Here is a 13,265-nt window from a genome sequence, read left to right as displayed (position 1 = left end):
TAAGTTCGAGGCGAAGCAACAATGTTAAAAGGCTTGAGGTCGGAATTCCAAGCTTTTTTGCGAGAACATCTATGTGAACAGGCTCCGCCGTTAAGGCATTAAAAACTCTTTTCTCTTCCTCACTAAGTCCACGCGCAGCACCCATAACCCGCGAAACCTCATCAGGTTTGGTTATCTTTATTCCCAGCGCCTCAAAAATGTCCTTCGCTGAGGTAACAAGCTTTGCACCAGTTTTGATCAACTCGTTGGTTCCTGCGCTGGTTTCGGCTACAGGTGTTCCCGGCACCGCGAACACAGGCTTTCCCTGAGCTTTGGCATGTTTTGCTGTTATCAATGCTCCGCTTCTCGCGCCAGCCTCAACTACGAGCGTACCCATAGCAAGCCCGCTTATCAGCCTGTTTCGTTTGGGAAAGTTGAACGCTTCCGGTGGTGTGCCCGGCAAAAATTCCGATATTACGGCTCCGTTTTTGGCAATCCTTTCCGCGAGGTCCCTATGCTCCCGCGGATACACTATGTCGATACCACACCCAAGAACAGCTATAGTTCTTCCTCCAGCCTCAAGTGCTGCCCGATGAGCCACACTATCTATTCCTACTGCAAGCCCGCTTACTATCGTTATCCCAGCGGATGCAAGCTCATACGCTATATCGTGAGCCACCTTCACACCCGCATGGGATGGCCTTCGGGTGCCAACGATAGCCAAAGCCCTCTCGTCGATATCCTGAAGCGCACCAAACACAGTCAAAAAAGGCGGAGCATGTGGTATGTCAACAAGGCTTTTTGGATAGCCCGCTTGACCCCAAATAACGACTTCAGCGCCTAAATTTTTTATATTTTCATAATACTTCGACGCCTTATCGTAATCCCGCAGCTCTTTTATTTCAGACGCCAACTTATCGCCAACAGCCTGAGCGAGAAGCTCCAAGTCAGCCTCGACAACTTTTGAGGGCAAACCAAACTGGGACAGCAAATTCCTAAGTTTCGTGTCCCCAAGTCCCTTTATCATGCTTAGCGCAAAGATTATTTTTACCTCATTAGCGTTCATCCCCCTCGCCTGCGTTTTTATCAACCTCCTCAACCAGTTCAAACATTGCCTGAAGAAGTTCGTCAAGCCCCAGACCGACAAGCGCACTTATCAAAAATACCCTTTCTCCGGGGAAAACCTCCTTCCAATTCCTCCCCAATGCCTTCTCACTGGCAATATCAATCTTGTTTAGGGCTATTATGCGCGGCTTTCTGGGAAGCGATTGCTCAAAGTGCCCAAGCTCCGATAATAAATCCTGAAATGCTTTGTCGGGTTTTTCGTTAATGTCGATCACGAAAACCAAAACTTTGGTTCTGGCAATGTGTTTAAGAAATTTTATCCCCATTCCTCTGCCTTTATGAGCGCCCTCAATGAGCCCTGGAATATCAGCAATAACGAGCCTTTTATCCCTTCCAAGTTCAGCTATTCCTAAAAGTGGCTCTTTAGTGGTAAACGGATAATCAGCGATCTTGGGACGAGCTTTCGTTAACCGCGATATAAGCGTCGATTTACCTGCATTGGGCAACCCGACGAGTCCCACATCAGCTATAAGCCTTAGCTCGAGCCTAAGCATTCTTTCCTCGCCAGGTTCGCCGGGCTCAGCGTAATCGGGCGTCTGATTGGTGGATGTGGCAAAAGCAGCATTACCCCTACCACCACGGCCACCCCTCGCAACAACAAACTCACCATCTATCAAGTCACATATTAGCTCCCCCGTCTCAGCATCGTAAACCATAGTCCCCGGCGGGACTTCTATGATAAGGTCTTTCCCGTTCCTGCCATGTTTATTCTTCCCCTGCCCCGGTCGTCCGTTCTCTGCCCGAAAGTGATGCCTGTAGTAAAAATCAAGAAGTGTTCTCATCTTGGGGTTGACTCGAATTATAACATCACCTCCTTTACCGCCATTACCGCCAGCAGGACCACCTCGAGGTCTGTATTTCTCCCGCAAAAACGCCACACACCCTCTCCCGCCATCGCCAGCTTTAACATATATTTTCGCCTCATCTATAAACACAACGCTCCTACCTCACCTTATATTTTGGAATGCCCGTTATAAGCACATCCTCTCCAAGCTTTTTCACTGTTACATCGTCAAGCCCCAATACATCATCCATAGTCGCGGCCAAACGCGCCTCAACAGAGTTAATCCCTGAGCTTCCGATTATTTTCGGCGAAACAATAGCATAAATCCTGTCAGCAACCTTCTCCTCAAAAGCGGCGCCAATAAGTTTTGCGCCTCCTTCAAGCAATGCCGAGGTCAACCCCTCGCTTGCAAGCCTCCTTAAGATCCATCTTAATCGCGGCAACTCTCCACCAGAGTCATCATAACGCCATATTTCCACTTCCCCTCTCGGTTTGCCATCATAAAATGGCTCTTCACTCGGCGTCACCAATATCGTTCTCGCTGCATTGTCGTTGAAGACCTCAAGGGAAGCACTAAGCTTCCTTCTCCCCCCCACTATCAGCCGAACGGGATTCCGCCCCTTAACCAATCTTACCGTCAGTCGTGGGTTGTCAGCCATAACAGTTCCCGCGCCCACGATAACTACATCGTGCGTGTCGCGAAGTTTGTGGGCAAATTTACGAGCTGCATCAGACGATATCCACTGTGAGGAACCATCCTCGCAAGCTATTTTACCATCTATCGACTGCGCCCACTTTACCGCAAGAAAAGCTCGCTTTTGCGTGATAAATGTCCTGAAATGCTCTATAAGCCGTTTCGCTTCCCGCTCAAGCACACCCACTACCACCTCGACTCCCGAACTGCGCAGGAAACTTACTCCTCGCCCGTTAACTACTGGATTGGGGTCAGTTGTGCCTATCACGACACGCTTGAAACCGCGGCGGACGAGCTCCTCAGCACACGGCGGAGTCCTGCCATAATGAGTGCACGGCTCAAGCGTAACATACATCGTTGCGCCCGAAAAATCCGTTATCCCCTTTCTCTCCGCATCCTTTATCGCCTCTATCTCAGCGTGGGGAAGCCCACATCGCCTGTGCCAGCCTTTTCCTACTATTCTATCGCCAATAACGATAATAGCCCCTACAGGCGGGTTGGGTGATGTGCGTCCTAAACCTCGTCGACCAAGGCGCAATGCGTATCTCATAAATTTCTCGTCAGCATTCATCATGCTAAAATTTACCAAAAAATAGCTATCACCACAAACAAAAGCCAGCTTGAACATCGATAAAATGTGAAACTAAACTTTTCCTTACTATTTTACTTGACAAAATTAAGTTTTATGTTTTTAATTTCCCCAAACGATAGGGGAGTAGCAATGAGAAAGATAGCGTTAGCACTGCTCGTACTGGTCGCCTTTTCACTTTTATGGGGTGAGGATTCCAAACAAAACTCAATAGGCTGGCTTTCAATTTCCAAGGCTGAAAGCCTTTCCAGAGCCAACGGAAAACCAATGATGGTGTATATCTACAGCAATGGCTGCGCATGGTGCCGAAAGTTCGTCAGAAAAACGCTTTCCAATCCGGATATAGTAAAACTTGTAAACGAAAAATTCGTTCCGACAAAAGTAAACCTTTCTTCAAATAAAACTGTCAGGTTTCACTCCAAAACATTAAAGGAAAAGTATCTTGGACGAGTTTTCCTTGTTCGCGGAACACCTACCACCGTATTTCTCCAAAACGCAGATAGTATAATAGCAAAGCTTCCCGGCTTTATCAATCACAATGATTTCCAGCTCGTTTTAAAATATATTGGTGATGGCTGGTATAAGGACATGACCTATAAGGATTTTGTGGAAAGCGAGAAAAAACTTAAAAGCAGTCAATAACCTGCCTCATTTAATAAATAGTTTATAAAAATTTTAAAAGCTTATATGCTCTGCGTTTGTCGAAATTTTATATCTTGTTCTTAGCTTTGTTAACTTTAATTAACCTGCGAACTCTATTTATTGCTTTGTTGTGCTCCTTAAGCGTCTTTGAAAATATGTGTGTCCCGTCCATTCGCGAAACAAAGTAAAGGTAATCGGTCGATTCAGGATAGAGCGCGGCTTTAATAGCATCCTCACCTGGGTTACAGATAGGCCCCGGTGGCAAGCCACAATAAATGTATGTGTTGTAAGGCGTTTTACTTCTCAGGTCCTCTGGCGTTACTGGTTCGTTTATTTTCGCCAGTCCATAGGCTGCCGTTGGGTCTGCCTGAAGCGGCATCCCGCGCTTTAATCTGTTGTGATATACGCTTGAGATAACGCCCTGTTCGTCTTTTACATGAGCCTCAGCTTCTATTATCGACGCAAGGGTAACAACCTGCTCCAATGTTAGTCCAAGCGATTCTGCTCTCGCACTCCATTCCGGCCGCCAGCGACGACGAAATTCATGGTGAAAAATCGCGATAAGACTTTCAGAACTTATGCCCTTGGGCACAAGATATGTCTCCGGAAACAAAAAACCTTCCATCGAAGGTGCATCAATACTATATTTCCTGAGAATTGCGGTATCCCGACACGCTTGAAGAAAACTTACGGAATCCACACCGAGCTCACGCCGCACAAGACCGGCTATCTCATATATAGTAAACCCTTCAGGAATTGTTATCTTAACATCGAAGCTTCCTCCCCTCGTTAGCATTTGCAAACATCGCCACACGCTTGGGCGATACTTAAACCTGAAATAACCTGCTCTAAGTTTGCTTTCAAAACCCGCGACTTTCGCTATAAGGACGAAAAGATTGGGGCGAAGCAAAACACCACTTTCGGCAAGAATATGCGCTACCGCTCTGGATGTAGCACCATGTGGTATCTCGACTATGACGGGTTTATCAAACGGCTTTGATGAACTTTCGGCAAAAACCAGATACAAAAACCACCATACTAAAGCCCCAAAAACCAGAAGCAAAAGAATAGCGATCAAATCTTTAGACCTCTCGTTCATCGTAATTCCTCTCTCGTCCCCTTTTCGCCTCAAGGTAACTTTGAAGAATCAGTGTAGCCGAAATTTTATTCAGCACTTTCTCGTAATCTTTGCTTTTTTTGCCAAGCTCACTTATAACACGAGCCGCCTCTTTTGAGGTTAGTCTTTCGTCCCATAAATCGACACTAACGCTGATGCGCTTTTTTATTTTGTCAGCAATCGTGCGAACTCGCTGGCTCATTCGCGACTCATCACCAGAAAGATGAATGGGCAACCCCAAAACTACAGTTTCGACATCCCACTCAGAAACAAATTTTTCGAGCCATTCCACAAGTTCATCTTCCCCACGATACTCCAATACATCGAAAGGTAACGCTACTTTTCGCTCAGCATCAGTTATCGCTATGCCAACCCATTTAGTACCGTAATCTATGCTCATTATTCTCTTCATGCCCGCCAACCTTAAAGTTTTACAGGCGGTTGCTGCCCCGAAAGCTCCCACAAAAGCTTAAGATTCTTAACATCCCAATCGTTTTCCTTGGGTGTTTCAAGAACTTTGGGCAACTCCTCGAACCTTTCGTCCTGCATAAGGAATTTGAATGGCTCAATCCCTATTAATCCTCTTCCAATGTGCTCGTGGCGATCTTTTCTGGAACCCAGCGGATGCTTGGAATCGTTAACATGGATACCAACAAGTAGCTTGAGTCCTATAATTTTGTCGAACTCTTCCCACACTTTCTCATATTTTTCCTTGGTAGTGAAGTCGTATCCTGCAGCGAAAACATGGCATGTGTCGAACACCACGCGTAGCTTTTCCCTGTGCTTTGATTGCGCTATAATGTCCCTTATGTGTTCAAATTTCCAGCCAAGGCTTTGTCCCTGTCCTGCAGTTGTTTCAAGCGCTATATTAACTGAGGGACCGTATTTGTCGTAAATTATGTCCACGGCTTGTGCTATGCGCTTTATTCCCCAGTCCTCTGACTTGCCCTTGGGAGTACCGGGATGCATGACTATGTTCTCGATTCCAAGCCTATCACATCTATTCATCTCATCTGCCATAGCCTGAATGTACTTCTCCCACATTTCGTCGTCGGGCGAGGCAAGATTAATAAGATATCCAGTGTGAGCAATTATTGCCCTTACCACCTTAGATTTCTCAACCTTCTCGTGCCACAGCTTAACTGTCTCGTCTTTTATGGGTCTGTCGAAAAGCTTACGAGCTTGTTTGACAAAAATCTGGATCGCCGTGCAGCCCAGCTCTTCCCCCCGATCGATTGCCTTATCAACACCGCCGGCTATCGACATGTGAGCACCTATAAGTTGCATGTTTAACTCCTTTTTCGTTCATATAAATTTAATCGGTTACCAAACGACGGACAATAAATCATTTCTCAAAAAATCATTTGCTATTTCACTTACTCGGATTTAATTTTGCAACCTTGCTTAAGTTCTAAGCTCGACATAGCCGCTTCAGGCAATAACAAATAGGTTGCGGGCTTCGAAATAGTTGATTAATTATTTTCACCATGAAATACTTTGTCAAAATAGCATTCATACTGTTGCTAATTTTTAATATTGGCTCAGCGACAAGATATGTTCACAATACCGGTGTAGTTCAGCTGAGAGTTGACGACTATGCATATGGGAACTTCGTTGAGTTCAGATATTCGGGCTACGACAGCTACGACCTTTTGTGGCGTAGTTTTATCGCGATAAAGTTCGGGGGCTGGGTTACACCATACTACGGACGCGCCAACGACGATGGAGTGCTCTATACATCAAATTTCACGCAGTTCCAGCCGCTCGAGCTTGAAGAAATATGGAACTACGATACGATAATATCCCCTGATAGCTCGGATACCACCATAGATTCAACTCTTGCCATGGCTAAATCCCACTATGCTTTTGGTATAGACGCTATAGGTTTGAGAATAGACCAGTGGGTTGAGTCGAGCACCGGACTTGACAGCTTTATAATAGTTAAATGGATCATAAGCACACCCGAAACACTTGAGGATGGAAACATTCTGGTCATGTTCGACTTTGATGTCCCCGACTTCGATTACGACAACGATCAGGTTTTTACTGTTCCGGGGCATCTTGCCGCGGGAGTCCGCGCGGACACTATAAATCCGCGTTCAGCAGGGTTCGCATGGCTAAGTCATTGTGATAGCTGCTTTCTCGTTAATACTATCGACTGGTTCGAGCATGGAAGAAATATCGACTCACTTGTGAAACTTATGAGCGGGCGATTCTGGGAAGGAAGCACATACTGTACCTCCCCGCCGTGCCCACCGTGGCTGGATAATGCGGCAGGCGATGTGGGAATAGGAGTGGTGGTTCATGTTCCTCGAATAGTCCCCGACAAACCTGAAACGCTAAAATTCGCTTTCATAGCAGCCGATTACCCTTCAGGTGTGATAGCAACGGTCGAAAGGCTCGATACCATGAAAATTGAAGAGAAAACTATCCCGAAAAAGCAACAGCTATCTTTAAGGGTGTTCCCAAATCCCTTCAACAAAGCGTTGTGGATAAATGTACCCGACGAATGCACCAGGCTCGACATAATCGATGGCTCAGGAAAAGTAGTTGGTCAACTGGCGCCGACAGGAAAACACATCCTTTGGCACCCCAAGGGACTACCATCCGGCACATACTTCATTAGAGCAATAACGAATAACGGAATCTTCGTCGTTAAGGCGATTTATCTTAAATAAAAATACTCGTATAAAATGCTCTTATAACAAAAAAACTGTTGCCAAAGAACGGAAAATGTTATATTAGGAAAATCATCGGAGGGAATTGTAATGCTTTTGGAACTAAGATTAGATGACTTTCTTCGCGAGCTCTCATCAAAAGCCAGCGTTCCTGGAGGTGGGAGCGTTTCCGCGGTAACCGGTGCTATGGCTGCTGCGCTTATATCTATGGTCTGCAATCTTACAACAGGCAATAAGGAGTATGCAGATGTCGAGGAGAGGATAAAAGGCATTGTGGAAAAGTCCGAGAACCTGCGCGATGAGCTTTCCAAACTCGTCGATAAGGATGCGGACGCCTTCAACGATGTTATTCACGCTGCAAAAATGCCGCAAGAGACCGAGGAGGACAAAGTGCTTCGCCACGAAGCCATTCAACACGCTCTCCAGAAAGCTGCTCTCGTTCCTCTCAAAACCATGGAACTCTCAAAGGATACTCTTCTTCTTGCGAGAGAGGTAGCCGAATGTGGCTCTAAAAACGCCATCTCGGACGCGGGAGTAGCGGCAATCCTTGCCGACGCAGCCATAAAAGCCGCAAAAATAAATGTGGACATCAACCTTGCGAGCATCGAGGATGCCGAATTCACCGACAAAATAGCAAAAAAATGCGACGACATACTCGCCGAGATAGATGGTGTCCTGGAGGAATGCCTCGAGATAGTGGAAAGAAAGATTTACAGCTAATTTTACCACCACGATAAACCTTTTCCATAACCAAAATAAATGAAAAAATATGTTGACCTTCACATCCATTCGCTGTGCTCCGACGGGAGCTATACACCCGCTCAAATAGTCAAACGGGCGAAATCCTATGAACTATCTGCTATAGCGATAACTGACCACGATACTGTGGCATGTGTCGCCGAAGGCGAAAAACTCGCTCACGAAGCGGGGATCGAGTTCATAAGAGGAATAGAAATATCCACCAGCAGTTGCAGTGGAAGAATGCACATCCTCGGATACTTTGTGGACATTGAATCAAAAAAGCTCGGTGAACTCATAAAACGGATGCAGCTCGCAAGGAGGGAAAGGATAAAAAAAATCTGCGCCAAACTTACCGAGCTCGGTAAACCCGTTGACCCCGAACTCGTTCTATCAATGGCTAAAGATGTGGACTCAATCGGAAGACCCCATGTAGCCTTGGCAATGATAAAACTCGGTCATGTCTCAAGCGTGCACGAGGCTTTCGAGCGTTATCTCGGCATAGGCAAACCAGCATATGTGCCACGGTGGGCACCCACACCCCGTGAGGCTATAGACACAATCCACCAAGCGCATGGACTTGCAGTCATCGCCCACTGCGGCGTTACACAGGGCTGTATGGAAAGTATAAACGAAATAATAAATGAAGGGATAGATGGGATAGAGGCTTTTTACCCATTTCACAACGAGATAACCACGAAAAAGCTTATTGAAATCGCCCGCAAGCACGACCTTGCCATAACAGGCGGCTCCGACTGTCACGGAACGGTGCGAGGCGAACCTTTGCTTGGTGTGTTTAAGGTGCCTTACTGGGTATATGAGGATTTAGTCAAAAGACACCAATTAGCGAAGGCAAACACATGATTTCATTATTCCAGCATTAACTGCAATAAAACATTTCATCTCCAGATTCCATTTTAGAAATTACTTGACATTCAATAAGATAGGTTGCTTTTTTCATTTAAGGGAGTCATCAATAGAGGAAATCTTAATGCAGAGGAGTATCTATGACCAAAGCAGATCTCGTAGAAATAGTTGCAGAACGGACGGGTTTTACAAAGTCAGATGTTCATGTAATATGTGACACTCTGCTGGACACCATAAAGGAGGTGATGTCTGAGGGTAATAATATAGAGATTCGTAGGTTTGGCACATTCAAGCTAAAGGTAAGGCGTGCTCGAGTGGCACGGAATCCGCGTTCTGGCGCTACTGTAAGAATCGGGGAAAGAGTAGTGCCTACATTCAAGCCCTCAAACGAGTTTAAAAAGATGATCAGGATCACCCCGGATGAGCTCAAGAGAAAAGAAAAGTCCATCAAGGAAAGGTAGTCCGACCACGGTAATACTGCTTGTGGCGCTCGGAATCGTGCTCGTTGTGGCAGGATTCATACTTGGGGATGTGGTTGAGGTTATAAATAATGGATCGATATTGTGCCTTGGGTGTATTGGTATAGGTTGATTGGTAAAACAAAAAGGAGGTGGTGCACACGAGAATACAGCTATCGTATGTATCGAAGAAGGGTAGCTGATGCGTCTTAGAGGCATATTAAGATTTAGAGTTTTTTCACAGATTTTAGGCGTAATTTTGCCTAACGCATATTTAAGAGGTTTTTTTAACAAGCCTCACCTTTACAGCGGAAAAGCGAAAGCAGTAATTTTACCGATTCTTAATTGTTATGCCTGTCCTTCAGCTTTGACGAGCTGTCCCGCCGGCGCCCTGCAACACTTCTCAGTAATAAAGACCTTTCCTTTCTACATTTTCGGCGTTATAGCGATTTTCGGCGCAGCAGTGGGAAGACTATTCTGCGGTTGGGTTTGCCCGTTCGGATTCCTCCAAGACCTGCTTTACAAAATAAAAACTCCGAAAGTAAAATTACCCAGCAAATACACTTTCACTAAATACATTTTCCTTGTTCTTGGCGTTCTGCTTCTGCCCATGATAATTTCGGACACGGTTTTCTGCAAAATCTGCCCTCAGGGAGCTCTCGAAGCTGGCATCCCTCAAATGTTGCTTAATCCCGAATTAAGACCGCTCGCTCACACTCTATACTGGACCAAAATAGCCATACTCGTATTTTTCATCACGGCTTTCATATTCACGAAAAGACCCTTTTGCAGGTATGTATGCCCGGTCGGAGCGCTTCTTTCACTTTTCAACAGCGTGAGCATACTAAGGCTTACGGTCGACCATCACAAGTGCACCCTCTGTGGTTACTGCAAATTGGTTTGTCCCGTCGATATAGAGGTATTCCGAAATCCCAACTCAACGGATTGTATAAGATGTGGACTGTGCACAACATGCCCTGAAAATGCAGTGAAATTCACAACCGTGTTTGCACCAGAGGAAAATCCCAAACCAGCATTAAGCGATAAAATATGAAGAAACACTCATTAAAAATAATGCCGCTTCTTACTTTAGTAATCATGTTCTTATCAGGGTGTGGGAAGGAGAATGTCGCGCCACAGAAACCACAGAGCGACTATTTCGATGTTATAATAGAATTTTTCTCCAATGTTCAGTGCTCACTTTGCGCTGAGGTAGCATGCGTTATGGATTCAGTCCAAGAATACTTCGACAATCACGACGACGGCAAACGCCCGATAATTATAGAGTATCACCCCGCCATTCCCGCGGACGACCCATTTTACCGCAAAAACCCTGAAATACAGCAAGCACGCCAATCTTTTTACGGTGTCGTTGGCGAACTGCCCCAAGTCTTCCTCGACGGACATCAACTTGATAGTGCTGTATTCAAAAACTCCGAAGCAATGATCACAGAAATAAAAGAACAAAAACTGCTAACAAAGCCCGCATCAATAGATATTGAATATCAGTTAACCCAGGACAGCATTATAGTATCGGGCAGTATCACCGCTGACAGCAGCCTACAGGGGCAGCTTTACGCAATGCTAACGCGGAGGGTGGCAAAATTTGACGAAGCCCCGGGGATAAGCGGTCAGAAGGAGTTCCACTTTGTGGCGGTATCGATAATGCCTGCTGAAGCTGGCGAATTCGTTGCCATCCAGAAAAATAAAACCCACGACTTTCGTTACTCTTTTCCCTTGCCCGATGAAATAATAGGTTGCCAAACCAGTTCTCATACGGTATTAGTTATAATGCAGAACATGGATAAAATCGTTTTGGCCGCTAAAGCTATCGACATCAGCCAATAGAACCACGGAGGAGAACATGAGAAAGATTGCTACAGCATTGTTTATTCTTGCTCTGGTTGGGGCAACGTTCGCCTTCGAAAAAGTGCCGCTGGCAGAGGTGGGGGTAAAAATGTCGGGAACATCCTCCGGCATAGTTAACAACTTCGTTAACAGAGAATACCCCGCTCTTTATGACTCGAGCGTGCTGCTCAACTTTATTACATGGCCAATGTATGGTTCTCCGGGTGTATACCAATATCTGCAGTTAGTTCTTTTCGGCGACTCGACATGGCAGAATGCACCTTGGGGTCGTTTTCAGGGCTACTACTCAGTATTCCCGACTACAGGGCTTTTCGACAGCCTTCGTGCTTCCATAGCGCGCCACGACTCAACACCGGTTAAAGTGTGGCTTATCGATTCGGATGACGACTCGCTTTACATCGGTTTCACCATAGACGACCCTATGTTCATTGGACGATTTATAAGATTGTTCATCTTCATACTGGAGAACCACATTTCAGCGGAAGGAGCCACCTCACCGGAATACAACTGGGTCGTTCGCGATGTTCTGCCACACTACATTGGCGACCTTATAATGCCAAGTTCTGTTGGAGATACCCTGCGGCTGGCCTATCACTACACACGCAGCTACGATTGGTTGCCTTGGAACTGTGAGCTTGCGATAGTGGTAGACACAATCGCACTGACCACACGAGAAGTTATTCAGGCTGCTCACGCGCCGTTGCCGTTGCCGTCACACATGTTCGCCGCAAAAATAGCAGGCACAAGCTCAAAAATAACTGACCTCGGGAATACAGAAACATTGATCGTTTATGGCATAAACTATGGTCGATATCCTGATACGCTGAAGTTAAAATTCTCAAGCGAGGCTCCCGCAGGCTGGGATATACGCGCGTGCACTCGAATAGGATGCTTTGATGATTCCCAATCGGTGTTTCTGGGCACGAGTTCCGCAGATACGGTCTGGGTCATCTTCAGGACGAATCCCACGCAGAAAGGCACTGGAAAAGGCATTATAAACCTTACATCGGTATTTACCGACGACTCCTTCGAGTTCAACCTGTCAGTAACGACTGGCGACCATGTTATACTTATCGACGACGATGTCAAATACGAATTCGAGCGATACTACATTACTGCTCTCGAAAGCATTGGGGAACAATTTTACTACTACAACCGAAACTGGGGACCTTTAGGATATGACACACTATCAAAGTTCGACATCGCGATATGGTTCACCGGACACCACTCCCAAAACACTCTCGACCGCGACGACAGAGCGGTGCTAAGAATGTATCTTAACAACGGTGGCAACCTGTTTATCACCGGCAACGACATAGGCTGGGACCTCGTTTTGGACATGCGTGACACGGACCCGGGCTTTTTCACAAACTTTCTCCATGCCAGCTCACGGCGCTCCGAGCTTCGCGATTCCGCTGCGAGCCACAGGGTATTTGGCATGCCAGCTGACCCCATAGGCGACGCCCTGCTTTTCAGCATCGACGATGGAGACGGCGCTAACAACGCCCGATATGCCGATGTTATAACGCCTGTTGGCGGCGCTCAACCGATACTATTTTATGGCTCTTCCACAAGAGATTGCGCAGGACTGCGATACAAAGGAACATACGGTCTCGTGTATCTTGCGTTCGGCTACGAAGCCATAGACACATTTTCCATAAGAAAACTTTTAATGCAACGAATAATAAGCTGGTTCGACACCGCAACTGGAATAAAGGAAAGCGA

The 13,265-nt window shown here is 46.2% G+C and carries 15 protein-coding genes; 9 read left to right on the top strand and 6 right to left on the bottom strand.

Annotated features, from left to right (window positions below):
* The 3 genes from dprA to ribD all read right to left on the bottom strand — a co-directional run.
* The coding region (gene dprA / locus J7J62_05540; GenBank protein ID MCD6124616.1) for a DNA-processing protein DprA at positions 1–1,045 on the bottom strand (1,045 nt) is incomplete at its 3' end.
* Positions 1,035–2,039 (bottom strand): GTPase ObgE, encoded by a 1,005-nt coding sequence (gene obgE, locus J7J62_05535; protein MCD6124615.1) that lies wholly within the window; start codon positions 2,037–2,039, stop codon positions 1,035–1,037. The genes obgE and dprA, both read right to left, overlap by 11 nt.
* A gap of 7 nt (positions 2,040–2,046) precedes the next feature.
* The gene (gene ribD / locus J7J62_05530; GenBank protein ID MCD6124614.1) at positions 2,047–3,132 is read right to left on the bottom strand and encodes a bifunctional diaminohydroxyphosphoribosylaminopyrimidine deaminase/5-amino-6-(5-phosphoribosylamino)uracil reductase RibD; all 1,086 of its coding nucleotides are present in this window, start codon (positions 3,130–3,132) and stop codon (positions 2,047–2,049) included.
* Between the two features lie 171 nt (positions 3,133–3,303).
* Between ribD and J7J62_05525 the strand changes: the two genes are divergently transcribed.
* Positions 3,304–3,813: a thioredoxin fold domain-containing protein gene (locus tag J7J62_05525; protein MCD6124613.1), complete on the top strand. Its 510-nt coding sequence runs from the start codon at positions 3,304–3,306 to the stop codon at positions 3,811–3,813.
* Between the two features lie 67 nt (positions 3,814–3,880).
* Here the strand turns inward: J7J62_05525 and mltG are convergent, their stop codons facing one another.
* From mltG to J7J62_05510, 3 genes are read right to left on the bottom strand one after another with little or no spacing between them, the layout of a single operon-like run.
* A complete protein-coding gene (mltG, locus tag J7J62_05520) occupies positions 3,881–4,912 on the bottom strand; it encodes an endolytic transglycosylase MltG (protein MCD6124612.1) in 1,032 nt (343 codons plus the stop codon).
* Positions 4,896–5,342, bottom strand: a complete 447-nt coding sequence (gene ruvX / locus J7J62_05515; GenBank protein MCD6124611.1) for a Holliday junction resolvase RuvX — start codon at positions 5,340–5,342, stop codon at positions 4,896–4,898. Before ruvX ends, mltG begins: the two co-directional genes overlap by 17 nt.
* An 11-nt stretch (positions 5,343–5,353) precedes the next feature.
* A complete protein-coding gene (locus J7J62_05510) occupies positions 5,354–6,217 on the bottom strand; it encodes a deoxyribonuclease IV (protein MCD6124610.1) in 864 nt (287 codons plus the stop codon).
* Positions 6,218–6,417: 200 nt separating this feature from the next.
* On the opposite strand from J7J62_05510, the gene J7J62_05505 reads away from it, so the two are divergent.
* The 8 genes from J7J62_05505 to J7J62_05470 all read left to right on the top strand — a co-directional run.
* Positions 6,418–7,608, top strand: a complete 1,191-nt coding sequence (locus J7J62_05505) for a T9SS type A sorting domain-containing protein (protein ID MCD6124609.1) — start codon at positions 6,418–6,420, stop codon at positions 7,606–7,608.
* Positions 7,609–7,698: 90 nt separating this feature from the next.
* Complete coding sequence (locus tag J7J62_05500) at positions 7,699–8,328, top strand: cyclodeaminase/cyclohydrolase family protein (protein MCD6124608.1); 630 nt, start codon at positions 7,699–7,701, stop codon at positions 8,326–8,328.
* A 39-nt stretch (positions 8,329–8,367) separates the two neighbouring features.
* Positions 8,368–9,210, top strand: coding sequence for a PHP domain-containing protein (locus J7J62_05495; GenBank protein MCD6124607.1), 843 nt, complete (start codon positions 8,368–8,370; stop codon positions 9,208–9,210).
* A 143-nt stretch (positions 9,211–9,353) separates the two neighbouring features.
* Entirely contained in the window at positions 9,354–9,674 is a 321-nt protein-coding gene (locus J7J62_05490; protein MCD6124606.1) for an integration host factor subunit beta, read from the top strand.
* A complete protein-coding gene (locus J7J62_05485; protein ID MCD6124605.1) occupies positions 9,634–9,804 on the top strand; it encodes a hypothetical protein in 171 nt (56 codons plus the stop codon). Before J7J62_05490 ends, J7J62_05485 begins: the two co-directional genes overlap by 41 nt.
* A gap of 69 nt (positions 9,805–9,873) precedes the next feature.
* Positions 9,874–10,725: a 4Fe-4S binding protein gene (locus J7J62_05480; protein MCD6124604.1), complete on the top strand. Its 852-nt coding sequence runs from the start codon at positions 9,874–9,876 to the stop codon at positions 10,723–10,725.
* Positions 10,722–11,519, top strand: a complete 798-nt coding sequence (locus tag J7J62_05475) for a hypothetical protein (protein MCD6124603.1) — start codon at positions 10,722–10,724, stop codon at positions 11,517–11,519. The genes J7J62_05480 and J7J62_05475 overlap by 4 nt, the downstream gene beginning before the upstream one ends.
* A gap of 16 nt (positions 11,520–11,535) precedes the next feature.
* Positions 11,536–13,265, top strand: a 1,730-nt coding sequence (locus J7J62_05470) for a hypothetical protein (GenBank protein ID MCD6124602.1), incomplete at its 3' end; no start/stop codon positions are given.

The organism is bacterium (assembly GCA_021159335.1).
Classification (GTDB): Bacteria; UBP14; UBA6098; order B30-G16; family B30-G16; genus JAGGRZ01.
The sequence above is the reverse complement of the archived record's forward strand: the minus strand, read 5'-3'. Positions and strand labels throughout refer to the sequence as shown.

Bases quoted from the DNA above. Each gene is read 5' to 3' on its own strand.
- J7J62_05480 (MCD6124604.1), top strand. From the start codon at position 9,874: ATGCGTCTTAGAGGCATATTAAGATTTAGAGTTTTTTCACAGATTTTA.
- ruvX (MCD6124611.1), bottom strand. From the start codon at position 5,342: ATGAAGAGAATAATGAGCATAGATTACGGTACTAAATGGGTTGGCATA.
- J7J62_05505 (MCD6124609.1), top strand. From the start codon at position 6,418: ATGAAATACTTTGTCAAAATAGCATTCATACTGTTGCTAATTTTTAAT.
- J7J62_05525 (MCD6124613.1), top strand. From the start codon at position 3,304: ATGAGAAAGATAGCGTTAGCACTGCTCGTACTGGTCGCCTTTTCACTT.
- mltG (MCD6124612.1), bottom strand. From the start codon at position 4,912: ATGAACGAGAGGTCTAAAGATTTGATCGCTATTCTTTTGCTTCTGGTT.
- J7J62_05510 (MCD6124610.1), bottom strand. From the start codon at position 6,217: ATGCAACTTATAGGTGCTCACATGTCGATAGCCGGCGGTGTTGATAAG.
- ribD (MCD6124614.1), bottom strand. From the start codon at position 3,132: ATGAGATACGCATTGCGCCTTGGTCGACGAGGTTTAGGACGCACATCA.
- J7J62_05490 (MCD6124606.1), top strand. From the start codon at position 9,354: ATGACCAAAGCAGATCTCGTAGAAATAGTTGCAGAACGGACGGGTTTT.
- J7J62_05500 (MCD6124608.1), top strand. From the start codon at position 7,699: ATGCTTTTGGAACTAAGATTAGATGACTTTCTTCGCGAGCTCTCATCA.
- J7J62_05475 (MCD6124603.1), top strand. From the start codon at position 10,722: ATGAAGAAACACTCATTAAAAATAATGCCGCTTCTTACTTTAGTAATC.
- J7J62_05495 (MCD6124607.1), top strand. From the start codon at position 8,368: ATGAAAAAATATGTTGACCTTCACATCCATTCGCTGTGCTCCGACGGG.
- J7J62_05485 (MCD6124605.1), top strand. From the start codon at position 9,634: ATGAGCTCAAGAGAAAAGAAAAGTCCATCAAGGAAAGGTAGTCCGACC.